At 67.1% G+C, this 23,774-nt stretch carries 14 protein-coding genes; 2 read left to right on the top strand and 12 right to left on the bottom strand.

Annotated features, from left to right (window positions below; genetic code table 11):
• Positions 1-12: 12 nt before the first annotated feature.
• Complete coding sequence (locus tag BXU08_RS12415) at positions 13-1,302, bottom strand: adenylosuccinate synthase (protein WP_077510345.1); 1,290 nt, start codon at positions 1,300-1,302, stop codon at positions 13-15.
• Positions 1,303-1,440: 138 nt separating this feature from the next.
• Entirely contained in the window at positions 1,441-4,770 is a 3,330-nt protein-coding gene (locus BXU08_RS12410; RefSeq protein WP_077510344.1) for a PAS domain-containing protein, read from the bottom strand.
• 132 nt (positions 4,771-4,902) lie between these two features.
• Here BXU08_RS12410 and BXU08_RS12405 point away from each other — a divergent pair, with 132 nt between their 5' ends.
• A complete protein-coding gene (locus BXU08_RS12405) occupies positions 4,903-5,907 on the top strand; it encodes a fumarylacetoacetate hydrolase family protein (RefSeq protein ID WP_077510343.1) in 1,005 nt (334 codons plus the stop codon).
• Positions 5,908-6,039: 132 nt separating this feature from the next.
• Here BXU08_RS12405 and BXU08_RS12400 read toward each other — a convergent pair whose 3' ends face one another.
• From BXU08_RS12400 to BXU08_RS12380, 5 genes are all read right to left on the bottom strand, one after another.
• The gene (locus BXU08_RS12400) at positions 6,040-6,504 is read right to left on the bottom strand and encodes a VOC family protein (RefSeq protein WP_077510342.1); all 465 of its coding nucleotides are present in this window, start codon (positions 6,502-6,504) and stop codon (positions 6,040-6,042) included.
• Positions 6,505-6,573: 69 nt separating this feature from the next.
• Positions 6,574-7,095 carry a 2'-5' RNA ligase family protein gene (locus BXU08_RS12395; RefSeq protein WP_077510341.1) on the bottom strand — a complete coding sequence of 174 codons (522 nt, stop codon included), beginning with the start codon at positions 7,093-7,095 and terminating at the stop codon, positions 6,574-6,576.
• An 8-nt stretch (positions 7,096-7,103) separates the two neighbouring features.
• The gene (locus tag BXU08_RS12390; RefSeq protein ID WP_077510340.1) at positions 7,104-10,445 is read right to left on the bottom strand and encodes an error-prone DNA polymerase; all 3,342 of its coding nucleotides are present in this window, start codon (positions 10,443-10,445) and stop codon (positions 7,104-7,106) included.
• Positions 10,442-11,935, bottom strand: coding sequence for a DNA polymerase Y family protein (locus BXU08_RS12385; RefSeq protein WP_253190361.1), 1,494 nt, complete (start codon positions 11,933-11,935; stop codon positions 10,442-10,444). Before BXU08_RS12385 ends, BXU08_RS12390 begins: the two co-directional genes overlap by 4 nt.
• 361 nt (positions 11,936-12,296) lie before the next feature.
• Positions 12,297-13,046: an ImuA family protein gene (locus BXU08_RS12380; protein ID WP_077510338.1), complete on the bottom strand. Its 750-nt coding sequence runs from the start codon at positions 13,044-13,046 to the stop codon at positions 12,297-12,299.
• 155 nt (positions 13,047-13,201) lie between these two features.
• On the opposite strand from BXU08_RS12380, the gene BXU08_RS12375 reads away from it, so the two are divergent.
• The gene (locus BXU08_RS12375) at positions 13,202-15,358 is read left to right on the top strand and encodes a M3 family metallopeptidase (RefSeq protein WP_077510337.1); all 2,157 of its coding nucleotides are present in this window, start codon (positions 13,202-13,204) and stop codon (positions 15,356-15,358) included.
• Between the two features lie 155 nt (positions 15,359-15,513).
• On the opposite strand, the gene BXU08_RS12370 is transcribed toward BXU08_RS12375, so the two are convergent.
• From BXU08_RS12370 to nadB, 5 genes are all read right to left on the bottom strand, one after another.
• Positions 15,514-17,040, bottom strand: a complete 1,527-nt coding sequence (locus BXU08_RS12370) for a lipopolysaccharide biosynthesis protein (RefSeq protein ID WP_077510336.1) — start codon at positions 17,038-17,040, stop codon at positions 15,514-15,516.
• A 93-nt stretch (positions 17,041-17,133) separates the two neighbouring features.
• Positions 17,134-19,887, bottom strand: a complete 2,754-nt coding sequence (gene polA, locus BXU08_RS12365) for a DNA polymerase I (RefSeq protein ID WP_077510335.1) — start codon at positions 19,885-19,887, stop codon at positions 17,134-17,136.
• A 45-nt stretch (positions 19,888-19,932) separates the two neighbouring features.
• Positions 19,933-20,625: a 2OG-Fe(II) oxygenase gene (locus BXU08_RS12360; protein WP_077510334.1), complete on the bottom strand. Its 693-nt coding sequence runs from the start codon at positions 20,623-20,625 to the stop codon at positions 19,933-19,935.
• A 179-nt stretch (positions 20,626-20,804) separates the two neighbouring features.
• Entirely contained in the window at positions 20,805-21,947 is a 1,143-nt protein-coding gene (locus BXU08_RS12355; RefSeq protein ID WP_253190360.1) for a serine hydrolase, read from the bottom strand.
• Positions 21,948-22,155: 208 nt separating this feature from the next.
• Positions 22,156-23,748: an L-aspartate oxidase gene (gene nadB / locus BXU08_RS12350; protein WP_077510332.1), complete on the bottom strand. Its 1,593-nt coding sequence runs from the start codon at positions 23,746-23,748 to the stop codon at positions 22,156-22,158.
• Positions 23,749-23,774 lie beyond the last annotated feature (26 nt).

Here is a 23,774-nt window from a genome sequence, read left to right as displayed (position 1 = left end):
CCCAGGTCCGTTTCAGTCCGCGAAGGGATCGCGGACGAGGATCGTGTCTTCACGCTCGGGGCTCGTCGAGACCAGGGCGACGGGGCACTGGATCAGTTCTTCGATCCGCCGGATATATTTGATTGCCGCGGCGGGCAGCTCTGCCCAGCTGCGCGCGCCTGCAGTTGATTCCGACCAGCCGGGCATCGTCTCGTAGACCGGCTCGATCGCAGCCTGGTCCTGGGCGTTTGCGGGGTAATAATCGAGGGCCTCGCCGCGAAGCCTGTAGCCGGTGCAGATCGAGATCTCTTCGAATCCGTCGAGCACGTCGATCTTGGTCAGCGCGATGCCGGTAATCCCCGACACCGCTGCCGACTGGCGCAGCAGCACCGCGTCGAGCCAGCCGCAACGGCGCTTGCGCCCCGTCACCGTGCCGAATTCATGCCCGCGCGTGCCGAGCCGCTCGCCGACTTCGTTATCCTGCTCGCTCGGAAACGGTCCCGATCCGACGCGCGTGGTATAGGCCTTGGCGATCCCGAGCACGAAGCCGACTGCGTTCGGTCCAAGCCCCGATCCCGCCGCGGCGGTGCCGGCGACGGTGTTGGACGAGGTCACGAACGGATAGGTGCCGTGGTCGATGTCGAGCAGGACGCCCTGTGCGCCTTCGAACAGGATGCGGCGCCCGCGGCCGCGCGCTTCGTTGAGCATCCGCCACACCGGCTCGGCGAAGGGCAGGACGAAACCGGCGATCTCGCGCAATTCGGCGATCAGCGCGTCGCGGTCGATCGCGGGCTCGTTGAAACCGGCGCGCAACGCGTCGTGATGTGCCAGCAGCCGATCGAGCTGCGGGCCCAGCTCGTCGAGATGCGCGAGGTCGCAGACGCGAATCGCACGGCGGCCGACCTTGTCTTCGTACGCGGGACCGATGCCGCGGCGGGTGGTGCCGATCTTGCCGGCGCCGCTTGCGTCCTCGCGCAGCGCGTCGAGGTCGCGGTGGAAGGGCAGGATCAGCGGGCAGGTGTCGGCGATCTTGAGCGTATCGGGCGTGACGTCGACGCCCTGGCCGCGCAGCTTCTCGACTTCGGACTTGAGGTGCCACGGATCGAGCACCACGCCATTGCCGATCACGCTAGGGGTGCCGCGGACGATGCCCGAGGGAAGCAGCGAGAGCTTGTAGACCTTCTCGCCGACGACGAGGGTATGGCCGGCATTGTGCCCGCCCTGGAAGCGCACGACGACATCGGCGCGCTCGGCGAGCCAGTCGACGATCTTGCCTTTGCCCTCATCGCCCCATTGGGCGCCAATCACTGCGACATTTGCCATGAATACACGTCTCCGCCTGCCGGGCGGACCCAAAGCCGCCCTTCGACAGGACTCGGCGGCTGGGCTGTGCTGAGGTCGAGGGCACGGCCCCGAAGCCGCGGGGCCAATGGCCTTCATGGCCGCCCGCGTCAAGTAGGATCAGTTGTCCAGTGCGGCGCGGACGCGACGGGCCAGCGTGTTGATGTCGAACGGCTTGGTGAGGATCGAATCGTCTAGGCCGGCGATGTCCGGGGTGTAGCCGCTGGTCAGCAATATCCTGAGACCGGGCAGCCGGTCGTGCGCGCGCCGGGCGAGCTCGCGGCCGCTCATCTCGGGCATCACCACGTCGGTGAACAGCAGCGAGACGCTCTGGCCGTTCTCGATCATCCGCAGTGCCTCCAGCCCGTCGGGCGCGGACACCACTTCGTAGCCGAGCTCGCGCAGTGCCTCCACCGAATAGCTGCGCACGCGCTCCTCGTCCTCGACGACCATCACCACTTCGCCCGGCCGGCCGCGTTCCGCCTCAGCGATTTCGGCCGCGTGTACCGCCGGGTCGATCTCGCCGGCATAGGCCGGGAGATACAGGCTGACTCGCGTGCCCTTGCCCAGTTCGGTGTCGATCCGCACGGTGCCGCCCGACTGGCGCGCAAAGCCGAATACCTGGCTCAGCCCGAGCCCGGTGCCCTTGCCAACGCCCTTGGTGGTGAAGAACGGATCGAAGGCGCGCGCGGCGACTTCGGGCAGCATCCCCGATCCGGTATCGGCAACGGTGATCTCGACATAGCTTCCAGGCTCGAGCCCGAGGGCCTGCGCCTCCGCCGGCCCTGCCGCGATATTGGCGGTCTCGATGCTCAGCCTGCCGCCGCCCGCCATCGCGTCGCGGCCATTGACGCACAGATTGAGGATGGCGTTTTCGAGCTGGTTCGGATCCGCCAGCGCCGGTCGCGGCCCGCCGGGCAGCAATGTCTCGACGCTGATCGCCTCGCCCAGCGTGCGGACCAGCAGCTCGATCATCCCCTCGACCATCGCATTGGCGTCGACCGGAGTGGGGGCGAGCGGTTGCTGGCGCGAAAAGGCGAGCAGCCGCTGGGTGAGCGCGGCGGCGCGGGTGGCGCCGTCGCGCGCGGCGACGAGATAGCGGTCGATATCGGTGCGGCCCTGCGCAACGCGGCGTTCAAGCAGGTCGAGCGCGCCGATCACCACCGCGAGCATGTTGTTGAAGTCGTGCGCGATGCCGCCGGTGAGCTGGCCGACCGCCTCCATCTTCTGCGCCTGGCGGAGCTGCTGCTCGGCCTGCATCAGCTGTTCGGTGCGCTCGTGGATCGCCGCTTCGAGCTCTTCGCGAGAGCGAGCGAGCACTTCGCGTGCGTCGACGATCTCCTGAATGTCGGTGCACGTCCCGAACCAGCGGATGATCCGCCCGGCATCGTCGCGTACCGGCTGCGCGCGGCCGAGCACCCAGCGATACTGGCCCGAATGGTGCCGTAGCCGATACTCGATGTGATAGGGCTCCCCCGTGTCGAGGCAGTGCCGCCACAGCGCCCAGGTCCGCTCCTGATCGTCGGGGTGGAACATGTCGGCCCAGCCCTCGCCATCGGTAGAGCCGTAGGGCGCGCCGGTGAATTCGTACCAGCGATCATTGTAATAATCGTGATAGCCGTCGGGCAGCGTCGACCAGACCATCGGGTCGATCGAATTGGCGATCGCGCGGAACTTCTCCTCGCTGCCGCGCAACGCCACCAACGCCCCGGCACGCTCGACGGCGTCCCATGACATCTCGGCGATCGCCTCGATGAACGCGACTTCATCGGGGTGCCAGCGGCGCGGTTCGGCCTGGTTGACGTACATCGTGGCGACCCACTCGCCGCCGCGCAGCAGCGGCACGCCGATCGCCGCCGCCGCGCGCTGGGGAATGTCGCTTTCGCCCGGCGAGAATTCGCGCCCGGTGTCGTGCAGCACGACCGTACTGCCCGAGCGATAAGCCTCGACTGCGGTGGCGCCGACACCCTGCACCGTGGCGATACCTTCAAGCCGGGGCAGCGCACCGCGAGTCGCCGAAGCGCCGAACGCGATCGTCTCGCCGCCGACCACGCGATAGAAGCCGACGCGGCTGGCGTGCAGTTGGTCGACCAGTGCTTCCGACGTGGCGGCCATGATCGCGTCGGGCGTGTCGAGCCGGCGCTGCGTCTCGGCGAGCGCATAGACGAAGGATTGCAGCGCGTTCGCCTCGCGCAGCTCCTCGGCGGCGGCGCGCGCCGCGTCTTCGGCCGCCTTGCGCTCGGTGATGTCGAAGCTGACGCCCGGGAAGCGAAGCGGGCGGCCATCGGGGTCGAGGATCGGGCGTCCCTGCGCGGCCACCCAATGGACCGACCCGTCCGGCTGGATCAGGCGATATTCTTCCGAGAAATGTCCACCGCTGGCGAGCGAGGCGGTGATCGCCGCCTCGAGCGATGGCCGATCATCGGGATGGACGTGCGAGAAGAACGCCTCGATCGGTGCGCCGACGCCTTCCAGCGCTTCGTCGACGCCATAGAGCCGCAGGAAGCGCAGGTCCGCCGTCACCCGGTCGTTCGGCACGTCCCAGAACCAGGTGCCCACGCCCACCGACGAATCGAGCGCGAGCTGGAGCCGTTCCTCGCTCGCGCGCAACGCCGCCTCGGCAGTCGCGCGTTCGGTGACGTCGTTGGCGAGCACGAAAATGTCGGTGGTCTCGCCGTTTGCGTCCTTGATCGGCTGGTAGACGAAATCGAGCATCCGCGGCTCGGTATCCTGCCCCGGCGTTCGCTGAAGCCGTATCGGAACTGAATGCGCGCGATAGGGGACGCCGCTGCCAAACACCTGGTCCAGCAACCCGATAAAGCCCTGCTCGACCACTTCGGGAAGCGCGTCGGCGACCGACAGGCCCAATACGTCGCGCCCGCCGATCAGCTCGCAATAGGCGGGGTTGGCGATTTCGAAGACATGGTCGGGCCCGTGGAGCAGCGCGACCGCTCCCGGGGCCTGTTCGAACAGCTCGCGCAGGCGGCCGACCTCAGCGAGGCGCGCGCGTTCGGCGAGCACGGTGCGCGTCGTCTCATTGCCCTGATTGAGCAGGCCCACGACGTCGCCATGCTCGTCACGGATCGGTGTGAAGCTGTAGCTCCACCAGGTTTCCTGCGGCCGGCCGTTCCGCTCCATCGGCAGCATCTGGTCGAAGGTCGAGAAGCCTTTGCCGGTGGCCAGCACGCGCTCCATCTCGGGGCCGACGACGTGCCAGATATCGGCCCAGACCTCCGCGCCGCGCCGGCCCAGTGCCCAGGGATGGCGGTCGGCCGGGATCGTCGTCCACGCATCATTGTAGATCAGGCGGAGCTCGGGGCCCCAATAGACTGCGGTCGGAAAGCTCGATCCCAGCGCGATGTTGACTGCGAAGCGGAGCGCCTGGGGCCAGTTCTCGATCGGACCGATCGGCGTGGATGCCCAATCGTGCGCACGGATGCGCTGCGCCATTTCGCCGCCGTGATCAAGAAATCTGAGCGACGAGGACATACCCAAAAGCGATGAAGATACGGGCCTTTGGTGTCAACCGCTCGACTTGGCCGCGCGCCGCTCTATGCTTGAACGAAACAGGAGAGAACCCGCATGAAACTGGCCAGCCTGAAGCACGGTCGTGACGGCAAGCTCGTCGTGGTGTCGAACGATCTGGCATGGTGCGCCGATGCCACCGGGATCGCGCCGACGCTGCAGGCTGCGCTCGACAATTGGGACCAGGTCGAAGGCGATCTGCGCAATTTGGCGACCGATCTGGAGCATGAGACGATCCCGATGCGGCGCTTCCACGAGCGGCAGGCCGCGTCGCCGCTGCCACGGGCGTATCAATGGGCCGACGGCTCGGCCTATGTGAACCATGTCGCGCTGGTCCGGCAGGCGCGCGGCGCCGAAATGCCCGAGAGCTTCTGGCAGGATCCGCTGATGTACCAGGGCGGCTCGGACGCATTCCTCGGCCCGCGCGATCCGATTCCGCTCGCCGACGAAGCCTGGGGCTGCGATCTCGAGGCTGAAGTGGTGGTTGTCACCGGGGACGTGCCGCTCGGGGCGTCGCGCGAGGAGGCGCTTGCCGCGGTCCGGCTGGTGGGCCTGACCAACGACGTGTCCTTGCGCAACCTGATCCCGGGCGAGCTCGCCAAGGGCTTCGGCTTTTTCCAGTCCAAGCCCGCCAGCGCCTTTTCGCCGGTGTTCGTCACCCCCGACGAACTTGGCGACTGGTGGAAGGACGGCAAGCTCCACCGTAAGCTGATGGTCGACTTGAACGGCAAGCCCTTCGGCCGCGCCGAGGCGGGCGAGGACATGACGTTCGATTTCGGCACGCTGATTGCGCACGCCGCCAAGACGCGTGCACTGGGCGCAGGGACGATCATCGGCTCTGGCACCGTCTCGAACCGCGATTCCGATGGTGGCCCCGGCAAGCCGATCGCCGAGGGCGGCGTCGGCTATTCGTGCTTGGCCGAGGTCCGCACGATCGAGACGATCCGCGGCGGCAAGGCGGAAACGCCGTTCCTCAAGGCCGGCGACACAGTCCGCATCTGGGCCGAGGACGACAAGCACCACGCGATCTTCGGGGTGATCGAGCAGACCGTCGGGGGCTGATCCGGCTCTAGGGCGTCTCGACGTTCAAATTGAAAGCCGGGGTTGCCCACAATTCACCCGTCACCGCGGCACAAGGCCGGGGGGACGAAGTGTGTAAGACCACCGCCCCAAGCCGGTGAATGTCGATACGCCCTAGCGCTTCGGCACGTCGTTGACTTCGATCCAATAGCCGTCGGGGTCCTGGAGGAAGATTTGTCGCACGCCGTCGGTGCGGCTGGTGTTGATCGCGCCGGGCGTGCCTTCGATGTTCGTCCAGCCATGGCCGCGCGCCTTGAGCTGCGCCAGGATCGGATCGAGGCTGGCGACGGCGATCGCCATGTGGACGCGGCGCGGCTGGTGCAGCTTTTCGGTGCGGCCCGGCTGGATGTGAAGCTCGACGCCGCCCGCGAACCGCAGCCAGCGCGGGCCGCCGGGCGGGAACGGCGCGGGGATCTCGTCGAGCCCGAACAGCGCGCGGTAGAAATCGATGCTCTTCTGCTGGTCGGCCACCCAGATCCCGATATGGTCGATCTGTGCGGCGGGCTCGGGCGTGCCTTGGGCAAGTGCCGGCGACGCGAGCGGGAGAAGCAGGGCAACCAAGAGTGCGCGCAGGTTCATTCGGTTTCTCCTCGCACCCAGATTAGCACCGCCACGCCGGGGCGGAAGCACCCTCGGGGTCGTATATCCTCAGAAGCCGAACGCCCCTTGGCGCTGGATCAGTTCGAAGCGCGCAAGCGTTTCGTGGCGGCCTTCACCGTGGATGCTCTTTACGAGCTGCAGCTCGCGCACCTGCCAGCCGATCGGCGCGATCGGTATCGTCCGTTCGGTCGACGCGCCATAAGCGAGCGACATGTGCGGACGGAAAAGGTAGCGCGGCAGGAGCAGGCCCATCGCGGTCAGGCGCCTGACCAGCGTGGCTTGCAGCGCGCGCAGGTCGCGGAGCGCGCTGCCACCGCGCAGCGCATTGCGGTGGAGCCGGTCGAACAGGATCGTGCAGGGCTCGGCGAGCATCGAGGCGAAGGCGGCCTCCAGCGTGCCGATCAGTCCCGGCGGCGCTTCGCTGGCGTCGCAGAGTGGCAGGATCGTCGTGTGGAATCGTTCGTGGCTGTAGTCGTTGGCGAGGCCGAGTTCGCGACGCCGCTGCTCGGCTTCGAGCGCGGTTTGCTCGGGCGGCTTGGCGAAGATGTAGAGCGGGCGGGGTGCGGGCATGATTGGTCCTAGTGAAAATCGCGTGACTTGACCGGGATCAGGTCGGGCGCCTTGAGGCTGCGGCGCGGCGGCCAGCTTTCCAGCGCGCGCTGGCGGGGCAGCTTGAGACGCTCGCGCGGATCGATCGTGCCGCCATGCGTCGCGCCGTCGCCGGGGGCGGTCATCCGTGGCAGATCGAGCTCACCGACGTCGCGCAGCCACGGTGTGAGATCGGTGATCGTCTCGGCAACGAGGTGGATCACGATGCCTTCCTTTTGCACCTTGCCGCGGATCGCCAGCATCGTCGCCGACATCACCGTGCGGCGATTGGCCTCGAAGCGATCGGCCCACAGCACCGCATTGGCGATGCCGGTTTCGTCCTCCAGCGTGACGAACACTACGCCGTTGGCGCTGCCCGGCCGCTGGCGGACGAGGATCAGTCCAGCGACTTCGACGCGCGCGCCATCCTTCATCTCCATCAGTTCCGCGCACCGGGCGATCCGCTGTTCGGTCAGCCGCGCGCGCAGGAAGGCCACCGGATGCGCGCGGAGCGACAGCTGGGTCGCGCGATAATCCTCGACCACTTCGCGGCCCGCGGTGAGCGGCACCAGTGCGACGACGGGCTCGACGCTCTCTGGCACCGTCACGCGCTCGCGCGCATCGGCGGCGCTGAACAAATCGAGCGGCTTCTGCCCCAGCCCTTTGATTGCCCATAATGCCTGCCGCCGGTTGAGCCCGAGTGCGTGAAACGCATCCGCCCGCGCCAGCCGTTCGAGCGCGGCGGGCTTCACGCCCGATCGGCGCCAGACATCCTCGATCGATACGAACGTCGCTTGCGCGCGGGCGGCGAGGATCGCTTCGCCGTCGCTCTTTGCCAGTCCTTGCACGATGCGCATGCCGAGCCGGATCGGCTGCATGCTCGCCCAATCCTCATCAGTCCCGCAAAAGCTTTCATGTCGCGGCCGGGAATGCGCTTCGGACACCATCCGCGTGTCCCAGTCGCTATCGTTGACGCACACCGGCCGTGCTTCGACACCGTGCGCGCGGGCGTCGCGGATCAGCTGCGCGGGGGCATAGAATCCCATTGGCTGGGCATTGAGCAGCGCCGCGCAGAAGACGTCGGGGTGGTGGCATTTCATCCATGACGAGGCGTAGGCGATCTTGGCGAAGCTCGCGGCGTGGCTCTCGGGGAAGCCGTAATTGCTGAAGCCTTCGATCTGGGCGACCAGCCGCTCGGCGAAATCGTCGCTGATGCCGTTCGCGCGCATGCCGGCTAGCAGTTTGGGCCCGAACTCGCCGATGCCGCCGCTCGACTTGAACGTCGCCATCGCGCGACGCAGCCGGTCCGCCTCGCTCGGCGTGAACCCGGCGCCCTTGATCGCCACCAGCATCGCCTGTTCCTGGAACAGCGGCACGCCGAGCGTCTTGGTGAGCACTTCTTCGAGCGCCGGCGAAGGATAATCGACCAGCTTCGGGTTCTCGCGGCGCTTGAGATAGGGGTGGACCATGTTGCCCTGGATCGGGCCGGGGCGGACTATCGCGACCTGGATCGCGATGTCGTAGAAATTTTCCGGCTTCATCCGCGGCAGCATCGACATCTGCGCACGGCTCTCGATCTGGAACACGCCCAGCGTATCCGCCTGGCGGATCATCTCGAAGGTCACCGGATCGTCTTCCTGCATCAGCGGCGAGGCCATGGTGAGCTGCGTCGCCTTATGCTCGGCGAGCAGATCGAAGGCGCGGCGCATGCAGCCGAGCATGCCGAGGCCGAGGATATCGACCTTCATGAAGCCGAGCTCCTCGATGTCGAGCTTCTCCCATTCGACCACGCGGCGATCGACCATCGCGGCGGGCTCGACCGGGATCAGGTCGTGGAGCTTGTCGCGGGTCAGCACGAAGCCGCCCGGATGCTGGGACAGATGCCGCGGCGTGCCGATCAGCTCGCGCGCTAGCTGGAGCGTCAGCGCCAGCCGCGGATCGCTGCGGTCGAGATTGAGCGCATCGGCATGCTTGTCGTCGACATCGTTCGACCAGCCCCAGACCTGGCTCGACAGCGCCGCGGTCATGTCCTCGGGCAGCCCCAGCACCTTGCCGACTTCGCGCAGGGCGCCGCGCGAGCGGAAGCGGCTGACCACCGCAGTCAGCGCGGCATGGTCCTGGCCATAGCTCTCATAGATCCACTGGATCACTTCCTCGCGCCGCTCATGCTCGAAATCGACGTCGATGTCGGGCGGCTCCTTGCGCTCGGTCGAGATGAAGCGCTCGAACAGCAACTGGTGCTTGACCGGGTCGATCGAGGTGATCCCCAGCGCGAAGCAGATCACCGAATTGGCCGCGCTGCCGCGCCCCTGGCAGAGGATCTGCTGGCTGATCGCGAACTGGACGATCGAATTGACCGTGAGGAAATAGGGCGCATAGCCCATCTGCTCGACCAGCCCGAGTTCGTGGACGAGCAGGTCCTGATGTGCCTGGGATGGCTTGCCGGCGAACCGGTGCTTGAGCCCGTTCCACGCCAGTGTGCTCAGCGCCTCCTGCGCGGTGCGGCCAGGGATGACATGCTCCTCGGGATATTGGTGCTCCAGGTCACGCAGCGAAAAGGTGCAGCGCTCGGCGATCGCCAGGCTCGCCTGCAATGCCTCGGGATAGTCGCGGAAGCGCCGGGCCATGTCCTCGGGCGATTTTAGATGCCGGTCGGCGTTGCGCTCGCGGCGGAAGCCGAGTTCGTCGATCGTGCATTTTTCGCGGATCGCCGTGACGACATCCTGCAGCATGCGGCGGTCCGGCGTGTCGTAGAGTATGTCGCCGGTTGCGAGCGGAGTCAGCCCGAAGCGTTTCGCCGAGAGGTTCAGTTCGTGGATGCGCATCGCGTCGCCGGGGCGGCGATGCTGGGTCAGGCAGACATGGCCGCGTGTCCCGAACACGTCCGCCATCCATTGCAGCGACAGCGGATCGCCGGTGTCGGCGAGCCCGGGGACGAGCGCGCCGACCAGCCCCTGCGCCGCGGCGGCGACATCCTCCCAATGGAGGAAGCATTTGCCCTTCTCGCCATGCTGGGGATCGGCACGCGACTTGCCCAGCGTGAGCAGCCGCGTCAGCCGCGACCAGCCGGCGCGATCCTCGGGCCAGACCAGCAGCGACGTCCCGTCGACCAGGTCGAGCCGGCAGCCGGCGATCATGCGGATGTCCGCGCCGAGCGCCGTGAACTGCTCGGCAGCGACCAGCGCGCGCACTACCCCGCCCACCGAATTGCGATCGACGATGCCGAGCGCGGGCAGCCCGAGCAACGCGGCCTGGCGGAACAGCTCCTCGGGCGAGGAAGCGCCGCGCAGGAACGAGAAATGCGTCGTCACCTGGAGTTCGGCGTACGTCATCCGAACACGCCGTGGAGATACCAGCTGAGGTCGCCGGTTGCCGGGCGCTCGCCGTCGCCGCGGCGGAACAGCCAGTAGCGGCGGCCCTGCTCGTCCTCGACGCGGAAATAGTCGCGGACATGCTCGGCCTCGGCGACATGCTTCCACCATTCGCCATGGACGCGCTCGGGCCCGTCGGCGCGGACCACACGGTGCGGCTGGCCGCGCCAGGTGAAGCGGCGCGGGGCATGATCGGGCAGTTCGGCGACGACATGGTCGAGCCGCTCGGGCCGGCGCAGCAGCCGCGTCGGCTTGGGCCATTCGGGGTGCCAGGGATGCAGCGCGGGGTTGCGGACGAGCTGGCCGACGGCGTCGATCCTGGGCCGCGCGCCGCCCCGCTCGGGCGGGTCGAGCACCGCCGCGCGTGCCGCGGCGCGCTCGGGCACGTCGCTTTCGACCGGGCGCATCCGCCACATTGCCCCCAGGCCGATCCGCGTCGCGAGCGTATCGACCAGCGTGGCGATGTCGGGCGCGGCCTCTTCGTCGAGCCGCTCGACCATGGGCTCGGGCCCGAGCGGCGCGGCGCGGCGGACATGGAGCGCGAGCGCGTCGATGCCGTAGCCGGGCTCGATATCCTCGATCCGGCGCTTGAGCAGGCGGAGCAAATGGACGGGATCGCGATTGGGCCGGGCCAGGCCGATACGGATGCGCTGCGGCACGCCGTCGATGCGGTCGGCGATGCATTCGAGCGCCTGCACGCCCAGCCCCCCGGCCTCGAGCGCGGCGGCGAGGCGGGGGACGAGCGTGCCCAGCCAATGCTCGATCGCCTCGGCGGTGGCGATCGGCTCGGCGAAGCGCTGGGCGATGGCGATCGGCTCGGGCGGGATCACTGGATGCAGCGGCTCGGGCAGCCTGCCCAGCGCCTGTTCGAGCCGCGCGGCGAGCCCGGCGCCGAAGCGGCGGACCAGCGGTGCGCGCGGCATTTCGGCGAGCTGGCCGATCGCCTTGACCCCGAGCCGGTGGAGCAATTCGACTGCGGCGGGTTCGATGCGCAACGCCTCGATCGGAAGCGGGGCGAGGGCTTCGCCATGCCGGCCCGACGGGCACCGCGCGCTGCCGCGGAAATGCGCCAGCGCCCAGGCGGCGCCGGGCGTGTCGGCGATCGCAATCCGCGCGCCATAGCCCAGCCGGGCGAGCATGCGCTGCAGCCGCGATGCCATCGCGGCCTCCCCGCCGTGCAGATGCGCTACGCCGGTCAAGTCGAGAAACAAGGTGTCGTCGCCTTCGATCGCTACGCTCGGCGCCCAGCGCCGCGCCAGCGCGAGCGCGAGGCTGGCGAGATGTGCGCGGTCGCCCTCGGGATCGGCCGGGCGGATGTCGAGCCCCGGCACCTGCGCGCGCGCCTGGGTGACTGCCATGCCCGGGCGCAGGCCAAGAGCCTGCGCTTGCGGGCAGGCGGCGGCGATCTCGATGCGGCTGCCGTTGCGGAGCGAAGTGACGAGGGGAGGCAATTCCTCCCCGGAACGGGGAGGGGGGGGCCGCGAACCTCGAACTATCCCGCTTGTGGAGAGCGGGGCCCCCTCAACCATGCTTCGCATGTTCCCCCTCCCCGTTCCGGGGAGGAATTTAGTCGACGAGCCATCATCCGGCGGCATCGCCCGAAACGGGTTCGCCGCCGCTTCGTCCTTGCGCCCCACTTCATGCTTCGCCCGCGCCCGCGTCACCGGGGGCAGCGCGACCTTGCCGAGTTCGTCCTCGCGTGCCCAGCGCGCGCCGGGACGCCAGCCGCCGCCGCGGGAGACCGAACACGCATGTTCCTGCTCCTTCGCCACCGCTTCGCGCAGCGGATCGAGCGAAGCAGCGTGACGCGGCTCAGGCGGCGCGGCGGTTCGCGCTTCCGCCCGCCACAGCCTTTCGATCGGCCACAGGGGAAGGAAGAGCGCAGCGACCCGTTGCATCGCATGCCTCCACTTCGATCTCGAAACTCTCGCCCCCCTTTTGCCGCGCCAATGCGAGCCGCCAGCGCGCGCGCCCGACCCCGGCAACCGGCAGCGGGCTCGACGGCGCCGACGTCACGCGCCAGCGCGTCACCGCCGCCGAAGGCATGCCGATCGGATCGGCGCCTTCGCGCGCGCCGCGCTTCATCAGCAACGCGATCGTGCGGCCCCCCTCGGCCGCCAGCTGGAGCCGCCGCGTCGCGGTCATGTCGGCGCGCTTGGCCTCGCCGATCACTGCGCCGAGCCCGCGATGGCGCAGCCCTTCCTCCATGATCGCGAGCAATTCGGCATCGTCGGCCGCCTCGGCATAAATCAATCTCTTGGGATCCAGCCCGACCTGCGCCAGCCCCGGCGCGAACAGGTCGCGCCGCCGCACCACCCACAGCACCGGGCCCCAGGCGCGGCCCGCAATTCCGGCCATGAACAGGGTGGCCGCGCAATCATCGGCCATGTCGCTGGTGCCCGCCGCAACCTCGTGCAGCGCATCGAGCCGTAGCCCGCCATCGGCGATCCGCGAATCGATCGGCTCGATCCCGAAGGGCAGCGCCGGGCGGCGGCGGAAACCCTTGGTCTCCACCGCGCGCAATTGCTCGCGGAGCTGGGCAAGGACGGCGGGATCGGCCATAATGGGGCAGCGGTTACTCACGACTCGGGAACAGATATGTTCCTATTCTGTTCCGCATGGCCCAAGAGTCAAGTCATGCATCGACGGCGCTTGCCTTCGCCCCTTGCGCGTCCCTAGTGTGCCGGCATCCTAAAGCACTTCGGGGAACCCCATCGATGACCCATTCGCTCCGGCTCGCGTTGATCGCGACCACCGCGCTCGCCACCCTCTCGTTCGGATCCGCAATGGCCCAGACCACGACCCAGACTTCGCCTGCCCCCGCCACCATGCCCGATCCCACGCCTTTGCTCGCCAAATGGCCGGGCGCGCACGAAGGGGTGCCGCAGTGGGACAAGGTGACGCCGGCGATGTTCGCGCCGGCGTTCGAGCGCGCGATGGCCAATGCCCGTGCGGATATGGCGAAGATCCGCGACAATCCCGCCGCGCCGACCTTCGAGAACACGATCGAGGCCAGCCAGCGCTCGGGCGAGGAAATGGGCCGGCTGTTCGCCGTCTGGGGCGTCTATCAGAGCAACCTCGCCACCCCCGAGGTCCAGAAGATCGCCAAGGAATGGAGCCCCAAGCTCTCGGCCTATTTCACCGAGATGAGCCTCGACCCCAAGATGTTCGCGCGGGTGAAGGCAGTCTATGATCACCGCGCGCACGCCAAGCTCAATGCCCAGCAGACGCGGCTGCTCGAGCGCAGCTATCGCGATTACGTCACCTCGGGCGCGCTGCTCGACGAGGCCGCCAAGGCCGAGGTCAAGCGGATCAACCAGACACTCGCCACGGCTTATACCGAATTCAGCCGCAAGGTTCTCGCCGACGAGGAAACCGCGATCTTCCTGGATAGCGAAGCCGATCTCGCCGGGCTTGCCGACAGCTTCAAGGCCAGCCTTGCCGAGGAAGCCAAGGCGCTTGGCCAGCCCGGAAAATGGGCGATCAAGAACACGCGTTCCTCGGTTCAGCCCTTCCTGATGTATTCCACCAACCGCGCGCTGCGCGAGAAAATCTACAAGGCATTCGTCAACCGCGGCGACAATGGCGACGCCAATGATACCAATGCGACGATCGCCGAGATCCTCAAACTGCGCCAGGAGCGCGCCAAGCTGCTCGGCTTCAAGAACCACGCCTGGTATCGGATGGACGACACCATGGCCGAGACGCCCGAGAATGCCACGAAGCTGATGATGGCAGTGTGGCCCGCCGCGACGGCGCGTGTCCGCGAGGAAGTCGCCGACATGCAGGCGCTGGCCGATAAGGAGGGCGCCAAGCTGACGATCGAGCCGTGGGACTATCGCTTCTATGCCGAAAAGGTGCGCAAGGCGAAGTACGACCTCGATGAGAATGAGGTTAAGCCGTACCTCCAGCTCGACCAGATGGTGCAGGCGGCGTTCTATGCCGCGGGCCGGCTCTACGATCTCGATTTCAAGGAAAACACCGGCAGCATTCCGGTCTTCCATCCGGACGTGCGCACGTTCCTGGTCACCAATCGCACCAGTGGTGCCGAAGTCGGTATCTTCTATCTCGATAATTTCGCGCGCGCGGGCAAGCGCTCGGGCGCCTGGGCGACGGCCTATCGCGGGCGTTCGGGCCTGCGCGGCAACAAGATCGTGCTCGCATCGAACAACAACAATTTCACCAAGGGTGCCGCCGGCGAGCCGACGCTGATCAGCAAGGACGATGCGACCACGCTGTTCCACGAATTCGGCCACGCGCTGCACGGCCTGCTCTCGAACGTCTATTATCCCGGGCTGGGCGGCACGCCGCGCGACTTCGTGGAGTATCCCAGCCAGGTGAACGAGAATTGGCTGCTCACCCCCGATGTGCTCAATCGCTTCGCCAAGCACTACAAGACCGGTGCGCCGATCCCGGCCGATCTCGTCGCCAAGATCCAGAAGGCGGAGACCTTCAACCAGGGCTTCGACACGGTCGAGTATCTCTCGTCGGCGATCATCGACATGAAGCTGCATGACCGCGACGTGGCCGTAACCGATCCCGACGCGTTCGAGCGCGATACCCTGACCAGCATCGGCATGCCGAAGGAGATCGTGATGCGGCACCGCCTGCCGCAGTTCAATCACCTGTTCTCCAGCGATGCGTACTCGGCCGGATATTATTCGTATCTCTGGTCGGAGACGATGGACGCCGACACCTGGGCGGCGTTCGAGGAAACCGGCAACGTCTGGGACAAGGCGACCGCCGACAAGTTCCGCACGACCCTGTTGATGACCGGCAATGAGACCGACCGCAAGGAAGCGTACAAGGCATTCCGCGGCCGCGATCCCGACGTGCAGGCGTTGTTCAAGCGCCGCGGGTTCCCGGTGAAGTGACCTATCGCGGGAGGTGCTGCCGGTGCCTCTCGCTCCTTCGTCATCCCGGCCTTGTGCCGGGGTCCACCAAGCGGGTTGGCAACACCCTGCCAGTCCTAGCCCAGCCCGTGCGGCACCGTGGACCCCGGAACAAGTCCGGGGTGACGGGTGTGTGTCTAAAGCTTCTCCGCCACCGGCAGCGTCGGCTCCTCGCTCTTGGGCGTCTTGCGGAACAGCGATCGGTCCTCGTCGCTGAAGCCGAACTTGATCATCACGAACAGGAACGTGACCAGAATCGCCGGCATGCCGATGCTGAGTTCGGCCCATTCGTAATGATGTGGCAGCGACGTGAAAGCCGCGCCGACCAGCGCCGCTGCGCCAATCGCGACGAAGAAGCTCGGACGGATGCTCACCACCTGCGCGCCGAGCAGCCGGCGCAGCATGATCGCCTTGGCAATCGAGCCGATCGTCAGCGAGACGGCCAGCGCCACTGCCGGACCGGCCGCCTGCACCGGTTCGGACCAGCCCTGCGCGCGTGCAAGGAAGACGAAGCCGAAGCTCAAGGCGATCTGGAGCAGCAACACCGCGAGCGAGATCATCAGGTTGCGATGGCGCGCGATATAGACGAGCCCCGTTTCGCAGACTGCGCCGGTCGAGGCGAGAACCTCGGCCACCAGCAACACGCACATCACGCCCGCGCCGACGACGAATTCGGGGCCGATCAGTCCCATCACGCCCTCGGCGGGAATGGCGAACACGACCAGGCATGCCGCCTGCGCGCTGATGATCCAGAAGCCTACCTGGCGCACCTGCTTGGCGACTGCCTTGCGATCGTTGTCGGCAAGGCTGTTAGTGACCACCGGCGCGAGGATCGGATCGAAGCTCGACTTCAGTCGCTGGGGGATCGAGGCGACTTGCTGCGCCATGTAATAGATGCCGACCACCGTGGGCGTGAACAGCAAGGCGAGGATGAACCGGTCGACGTTGCGCGTCGCCCATTCGATCGCGTCGGCGCCGGCCAGCGGCGCGTTGCGGCGGGCGAGCGCGAGGATGTCGGCGAACCGCGGATGCCAGCCGCGCGGCATGCCATATTCGCGTACGAACGGCACCACCGATGCGGCGAGCGCGGCGAGCATCGACAGCACATAGGCATACATTAGCCCGTCGCGCGTCGAGACGAAGGAAAAGGCCCAGGCGGCGATGCTGATCGTCCACGGCTCGATCACCGCCCGCGCCGTTACCGAGGCGCGGATATTGTGGCGATAGGCGAGCGCCGCCAGCGTCACGTCGGAAATGGCGACGGCAAACACCACCAGCGGCAGCAGCCGCTCCAGTCCCATCACCTGGCTGTTGGGGTACATCACTTGCGGGAAGGCGATCAGCACTACGCTGGCGATCGCCGAGGCGCCGCACGCAACGAGCACCGCGTCCCAAACGACATGCGCGTGCGGTCGGTCGGTCGAGGACAATGCCTCCGCCAGCCCGCGCTTGAGGCCCAGTGTCGCGAGCAGTGCCGCGACTTCGATCACCAGCACCGCGATCGCATAGCGCCCGACAATGTCAGGCCCGTACGCGCGCCCGGCGATGAACAGGAACGGCAGCCGCGCGGCGAGCCGCAGCAGGAAGCCGAGGATATTCGTCCGTCCGCCCTTGGCGAGCGTGTTGATGTCGTCGGCGGCGGGGGCCGGTGTGGGCTCAGCCATTCCGGTCGCCCTGCGCCCGTCGAAGGGCAGTTCTGTGTTCCGGCATGCGACGGGAAGGCTCTTCGACAAGCTCAGGGCGAACGTTCGATTGGGTCAATGCGCCGCGCCCCAGCTCGGGCCCACCCCGATCTCGACGCCGAGCGGGACGGTAAGCTTGATCGCGGGTTCGGCGGCGGTCGCCATCACGCGCTCGATCACCGGCCGGGCCTTTTCGACATCGCCTTCCGGCAGCTCGAACACGAGTTCGTCGTGCACCTGCATCAGCATCCGCACATCGGGCAGCCCCGCCTCGGCGAGTGCCGGGCCCATCCGCGCCATCGCGCGCTTGATGATGTCGGCGCTGGTGCCCTGGATCGGCGCGTTGATCGCGGCACGCTCCGCGCCCTGTCGCTCGTGCTGGACGCTCGATTTCAGCCGCGCGAAATGCGTTTTCCGGCCGAATAGCGTGGTGGTGTAGCCCTTTTCCTTGGCGCTGGTGATCGTGTCGGCGATGTAGCGGTTGATGCCGGGGAAACGCTCGAAATAGCGGTCGATCATCGCCTGCGCCTCGTCCGCGGTGACGTCGAGCCGTCCCGCCAGCCCCCAGCGCGAGATGCCGTAGAGGATGGCGAAGTTGATTGTCTTCGCCCGGCCCCGCGTGTCCCGGTTGACCTCGCCGAACAGCTCCTGCGCAGTCATGTTGTGGATGTCGTCGCCGCGCTCGAACGCTTCGCGCAACTGGGGCACGTCGGCGATATGCGCCGCCAGCCGCAATTCGATCTGCGAATAGTCGGCGGCGAGGATGACATTGCCCGGCTCCGCGACGAAGGCGTTGCGGATCTGCCGGCCCACTTCGGTGCGGATCGGGATGTTCTGGAGATTGGGGTCGGTCGAGGATAGCCGCCCGGTCTGCGCGCCGGTGAGGCTGTAGCTGGTGTGCACCCGCCCGGTTTCGGGGTTGATCTGCGCCTGCAGTGCGTCGGTATAAGTCGATTTGAGCTTCGACAGCTGGCGCCAGTCGAGCACTTTTCGCGCAATCTCGCGTCCGGGCGAATCCTTGTCCGCCGCGATCCGCTCGAGCTCGTTGACGTCAGTGGAGTAGACGCCCGACTTGCCCTTGCGACCGCCCTTGATCCCCATACCCTCGAACAGCACGTCGCCGAGCTGCTTGGGGCTGCCGATGGTGAACTTGAACCCGGCGATGCCGTGGATTTCCTCTTCGAGGACCGCCATCTGCTTGGAGAATTCGTCCGAGAGCCGCGCGAGCGTCACGGCATCGACCTTGACCCCCTGTTGCTCCATCCCGGCGATCACCGAAACCAGCGCCCGATCGACCATCTCATAGACGCGCGTCGCGCTTTCATAGGCGAGGCGCGGCTTGAAGCGCTGCCACAGCCGCAGCGTGACGTCGGCATCCTCGGCGGCGTAGCGCGTCGCGGTCTTGAGATCGACTTCGCGGAAGCTGAGCTGCTTCTTGCCGGTGCCGACAACGTCCTTGAACGCGATGCAGCTGTGCGAGAGGTGGGTCGCGGCCAGCTCGTCCATGCCATGCCCGTGCAGCCCGGCATCGAGATCGAAGCTCATCACGATCGTATCGTCATACGGCGCGACCGTGATGCCGCGGCGGGCCAGCACGATCATGTCGTATTTGAGGTTGTGCCCGATCTTGAGCACCGCCGGGTCTTCGAACAGGGTCTTGAGCTTCGCCAGCGCCAGCGGCTTGTCGAGCTGCGCCGGCTTCTCGGCAAACATGTCGCTGCCGCCATGGGTGAGGGGCACGTAGCACGCCTTGTTGGGTGCCAGCGCCATCGACACGCCGCACAGTCCGGCGCGCATCGCGTCCAGTTCGCTGGTCTCGGTGTCGATCGCCACCCAGCCCTGATGCTGTGCATCGGCGATCCAGCGGTCGAGATCGGCTTCGGTCACCACTGTCTCATAGGCGTCGTGATCGCAGGGCGGATCTTCCGGCAGCCCCGGCGTCTCGTGCGCCTCGACCGGTGCGTCGGCCACTGCCGAGAGCCGCGCGATCAGCGACTTGAAGCCGTGATGCTCGAGGAATGCGCGCAGCGGCGCATCAGGAATGCCCTGCAATTCGAGCTGGTCGAGGGGATCTGGCAACGGCACGTCGCACGCCAGCGTAACCAGCTTGCGGGAAAGCCGCGCCATCTCGGCGTGCTCGATCAGATTCTCGCGCATCTTGCTGGGCTTCATCCCCGGCGCGGCGGCGAGGACTGCCTCGACGTCGCCGAATTCCTGGATCAGCTTGGCCGCGGTCTTGGGTCCGATCCCGGGCACGCCGGGGACGTTGTCGACGCTGTCGCCCATCAGCGCGAGCACTTCGCCCAATTGCCCGGGCGGCACTCCGAACTTCTCGATCACCGCATCGTCGCTCAGGCGGCGGTTGTTCATCGTGTCGTACATGTCGAGCCCGGGCTCGATCAGCTGCATCAGATCCTTGTCCGAGCTGACGATCGTCACTTGCCAGCCTTGCGCCAGCGCCGCCTTGGCATAGCTGGCGATCAGATCGTCGGCCTCCCAGCCTTCTTCCTCGATGCACGGCAGCGAGAAGGCGCGGGTGGCGTCTCGGATCATCGGGAACTGGGGGACCAGATCCTCGGGCGGCGGCGGTCGCTGCGCCTTGTACTTGTCGTACATTTCGTTGCGGAAGGTGTGGCTCGACTTGTCGAGGATCACTGCCATGTGCGTCGGGCCGTCAGCCTTGTGCAACTCGTCGGCGAGCTTCCACAGCATCGTCGTATAGCCATAGACCGCGCCGACCGGCTCGCCATGCTTGTTGGTGAGCGGCGGCAGCCGGTGATAGGCGCGGAAGATATAGCCGGAGCCGTCGACGAGATAGAGATGGGGCATCGGCGCCGGGATAGCCGAGCGGGCGGGCCGGGCAAAGCCTTAGCGTTAGCTGGCGTCGTGGAAGATGATCCCGAGCGTATGCCGCCGGCCGATATGCACTGCGCTTACCCCGTGGCGCATCGTCACGCGGTAATCGCCCTTGCCGCCACGTACCGGGCGCTGGTTGACTGCGAATATCACTGTATCGCCTTGGCGGAGCGGCACCACCGCCGCGCGCGACTGCATCCGCGGGCGCTGTTCGGTCAGGAGGAATTCGCCGCCGGCGAAGTCGCACCCCGGTTCGGAGAGCAATACCGCGAGCTGGAGCGGGAAGACATGGTCGCCGTACAGATCCTGATGCAGGCAATTATAATCGCCGGGCCCGTAGCGGAGGAGCAACGGCGTCGGCCGCGTCTGCCCGGCGGCATGGCATTGGGCGAGCCACTCGGCATGGGATTCGGGGAAGCGTCGCTCGATTCCCATCCGGGCGTGCCAGCGATTGGCGAGGCCGGCGAGCGGGGGATAGAGCCGGGTGCGAAGGTCCTGCACGGGATCGGGCAGCGGATAGGCGAAATAGCGATATTCGCCGCGGCCGAAGCCGTGACGGGCCATGATCACCTGGCTGCGGAAGAGCTCGGGCGCGTCATAGAGTGCCGCGACCTGTGCGGAAGTCTCGGGGTCGAGAAGCCCGGGCAGCACTGCCCAGCCATTGGTGTCTAGCGCCTCGGCGGCGGCGGTCCAGTCGATGGTATCGGTCATTGCGCGGGCCTAGCCGTGCGACCTGCGCGGCGCCCCCCGCTGCTTGCGGTCTAATCCCGACGGTCCGTTAATCGAGGCCGCCTGACCCGCCGATTTCAAAGCGCGAACGGCCGAGCCGCTCCGCAAAGGCAAGCAGATGAAATCCTACATTGCAAGGCACCCCAGCCTCGCCGTTGCGGTCACCGCGAAGGGCGGGCGCCTGCCATGATCGGGCCGGTCGGGCGGTGATGCGCGACGATCGCGCTCGCCACTGCCTGCATCAGCAACTGGCGCTCGCGGATCGGGCGCGCGGTGTCGCCGATCATCACTGCGACGGCATAGGAGCGGCCGTCGGGCGCAGTCAGGATGCCGACATCGTTGAAGCCCGCGGTGCGGCTGCCGAGATCCTGGCCGGTACCGGTCTTGTGGCCATAGAGCCAGCCCGGCGGAACCGCGCCGCGCACCCGTGCCTTGCCAGTCTTGGCGCCGCCCATCGTGGCGAGCAGCCACGCGGTCGAATTCGGCGAAAGCAGCTCGCCGCGCTGAAGCCGCGCAAGCGAATCGGCGATCGCGATCGGCGCCGCGCCGTCTGGCGGATCCTTGATATAGGCTTCGTACGCCGCGCGGCGCACATCGGCCGAAAGCTTGGAGCGGGCGACGGCAAAACTATTCCCCATCGAATATTCGGGGCGCCATTCGAGGCCCGCAGTGCCCGCCTGGAGCAGTTTCTCGCCGGGGCCGAAGCGGATCGTGCCCAGCTGCTTGCGCGCAATGAAGTCGCGCACCGCCTGCGGCCCGCCGACCAGGCGCAGCAGCTTGTCGTTGCAGGTGTTGTCGCTCATCTGCATCGCGCGGCGCATGATCTCGCCGACGGTGGTGGTGTACCCGACATCGCCCTTGACCAGCGCCGCAATCGGCTGGTGGAACAGCGTGAAATCCGACCGCGTGATCGTAAGCGGATCATCGAGCCGCACCGTGCCGCGATCGACGGCGTCGAGCACGGTCATCGCCACCCACAGCTTGCTCACGCTCTGCTGCGGCAGCGGGCGGCTGGCGGTGGCGTTGCTGGCGATCCAGCCATCATCGACGCTGGTGACGGCGATACCGGCCAGCCCGGCGAAATTGCGGGTGATGGAGTCGATGCTCGTCACCAGATCGACCGGTGCCGGCACGCGCGGCCGGGCCGTCGCTGCCTTGGCGGACGGGAAGGGCATCAGCACGCTGTAGCTGGGTGCCGGCAGATAGGCGGCGAGCTGCGTATCTTCGTGCACGGCGCAGCCGAGCAACATCGCCGGACCAAGCCCGGCAAGGGTCAATGCCCGTTCGACTTTTGAGAAACCCACAAAATTCTTCACAAATGCAGCCCCTTGCGCATCTCTAAACATGCGGCGAACGCAACTCGCATCAAAGCCCGGGCGCAGTGAGATGCGACGAATCCGGTAACGATAGCGACGAATCGTGAACGGAGAGGAAACCTAACCGTTGTCCTCTGATGTGGGGCCGCGCTCCGGCTTCTGCCATTGGGGCAAATCCGTAGGGAAGGCCTGAGGTTCAGGGCACGAGGATGGTGTCCACGGCCACATCGAGCGTCTCGGGATAATCGAGCGTGTAGTGCAACCCGCGGCTTTCCTTGCGATGGAGCGCCGAGCGGACGATCAGGTCGGCGCTCTCAAGCAGGTTGCGCAGCTCGATCAGATCCGCGGTCACGCGGAAATGGCCGTAATAGTCGTTCACTTCGCCGCGGAGCATCTGGATGCGGTGCTGGGCGCGCTCGAGCCGCTTGGTCGAGCGGACGATGCCGACATAATTCCACATGAAGCGGCGGATTTCGGTCCAGTTCTGCTTGATCACCACTTCCTCGTCGGAATCGGTGACGCGGCTCTCGTCCCAAGGGCGAATGGGCGGGGGCGGGGCGAGATCGCTCCAGTTCGCGGTGATGTGGTTGGCCACCGCCTCGCCGAACACGAAGCATTCGAGCAGCGAATTGGAGGCGAGGCGATTGGCGCCATGCAGCCCCGACTGGCTGACTTCGCCTGCGGCATAGAGATTGGGCAGGTCGGTGCGCCCGTCGCGGTCCACCACCACGCCGCCACAAGTGTAATGCTGGGCGGGGACGACCGGGATCGGCTCGCGGGTCATGTCGATGTCGAGATCGAGCAGCCGGGCGTGGATCGTCGGGAAGTGCTGCTTCACGAAATCCGGGCCCATATGGCTGATGTCGAGATGGACATAGTCGAGGCCATCGCGCTTGATCTCGGCGTCGTTCGCCCGCGCCACTACGTCGCGTGGTGCCAACTCCATCCGCGCGGGGTCGTAGTCGGTCATGAAGCGCTTGCCGGTCTGCGGGTTGATCAGCCGCCCGCCTTCGCCGCGCACTGCCTCGGTGATCAGGAAGTTCTTGACCTCGAGATTGTAAAGGCAGGTCGGGTGGAACTGCATGAATTCCATGTTGGAGATGCGGCACCCCGCGCGCCATGCCATCGCGATGCCGTCGCCGGTCGCCCCGCGCGGCGCAGTCGAGAACAGGTACGTCCGCCCCGCGCCGCCGGTCGCCAGCACGGTGGCGTTGGCAGTGAACAGTTCGACGCGGTTGGTCGCGCGGTTGAAGGCATAGACGCCCCAGACATTCCCTGCGCCCGAATAGCGCGCCTCGTGGCGGCTGGTGGCGAGATCGATCACCACCATATCGGGGACGAGGGTGATATTGGGATTGGCGCGCGCCGCCTTGAGCAGCGCCTCCTGCACGGCCCAGCCGGTGGCGTCGTCGACATGGACGATGCGGCGATGGCTGTGCCCGCCCTCGCGGGTGAGGTGGAGTGCACCCTTGTCGGTATTGAACGGCACGCCGAGCTTCGCCAGCCGCTCGATCGCGGCGGGGGCATTCTCCACCACCATCTCGACGGTGGCGCGGTCGTTGAGCCCGGCGCCCGCGACGATCGTGTCCTCGATATGGTTCTCGAAGGTGTCGCCGGGTTCGAGCACCGCGGCGATTCCGCCCTGCGCCCAGGCCGTCGATCCTTCGTTGAGCGCGCCCTTGGCAATCACGGTGACCTTGAAGCGCGACGCGAGGTTGAGCGCCGCGGTAAGCCCTGCCGCGCCGGAGCCGATGACGAGGATGTCTGAAATATGAGGATCGTTCGCCATCGTCTCTTCCGCTGGTTCGCGTTTCG

The organism is Sphingomonas sp. LM7, from assembly GCF_002002925.1.
In the GTDB taxonomy this organism is placed as follows: Bacteria; Pseudomonadota; Alphaproteobacteria; order Sphingomonadales; family Sphingomonadaceae; genus Sphingomonas.
This window is presented reverse-complemented; position numbering and strand designations above follow the sequence as displayed.

Coding starts and splice junctions, on each gene's coding strand:
- BXU08_RS12415 (WP_077510345.1), bottom strand. CDS start 1,302: ATGGCAAATGTCGCAGTGATTGGCGCCCAATGGGGCGATGAGGGCAAA.
- nadB (WP_077510332.1), bottom strand. CDS start 23,748: ATGGCGAACGATCCTCATATTTCAGACATCCTCGTCATCGGCTCCGGC.
- BXU08_RS12410 (WP_077510344.1), bottom strand. CDS start 4,770: ATGGCGCAGCGCATCCGTGCGCACGATTGGGCATCCACGCCGATCGGT.
- BXU08_RS12390 (WP_077510340.1), bottom strand. CDS start 10,445: ATGACGTACGCCGAACTCCAGGTGACGACGCATTTCTCGTTCCTGCGC.
- BXU08_RS12375 (WP_077510337.1), top strand. CDS start 13,202: ATGACCCATTCGCTCCGGCTCGCGTTGATCGCGACCACCGCGCTCGCC.
- BXU08_RS12400 (WP_077510342.1), bottom strand. CDS start 6,504: ATGAACCTGCGCGCACTCTTGGTTGCCCTGCTTCTCCCGCTCGCGTCG.
- BXU08_RS12395 (WP_077510341.1), bottom strand. CDS start 7,095: ATGCCCGCACCCCGCCCGCTCTACATCTTCGCCAAGCCGCCCGAGCAA.
- polA (WP_077510335.1), bottom strand. CDS start 19,887: ATGCCCCATCTCTATCTCGTCGACGGCTCCGGCTATATCTTCCGCGCC.
- BXU08_RS12380 (WP_077510338.1), bottom strand. CDS start 13,046: ATGGCCGATCCCGCCGTCCTTGCCCAGCTCCGCGAGCAATTGCGCGCG.
- BXU08_RS12405 (WP_077510343.1), top strand. CDS start 4,903: ATGAAACTGGCCAGCCTGAAGCACGGTCGTGACGGCAAGCTCGTCGTG.
- BXU08_RS12370 (WP_077510336.1), bottom strand. CDS start 17,040: ATGGCTGAGCCCACACCGGCCCCCGCCGCCGACGACATCAACACGCTC.
- BXU08_RS12360 (WP_077510334.1), bottom strand. CDS start 20,625: ATGACCGATACCATCGACTGGACCGCCGCCGCCGAGGCGCTAGACACC.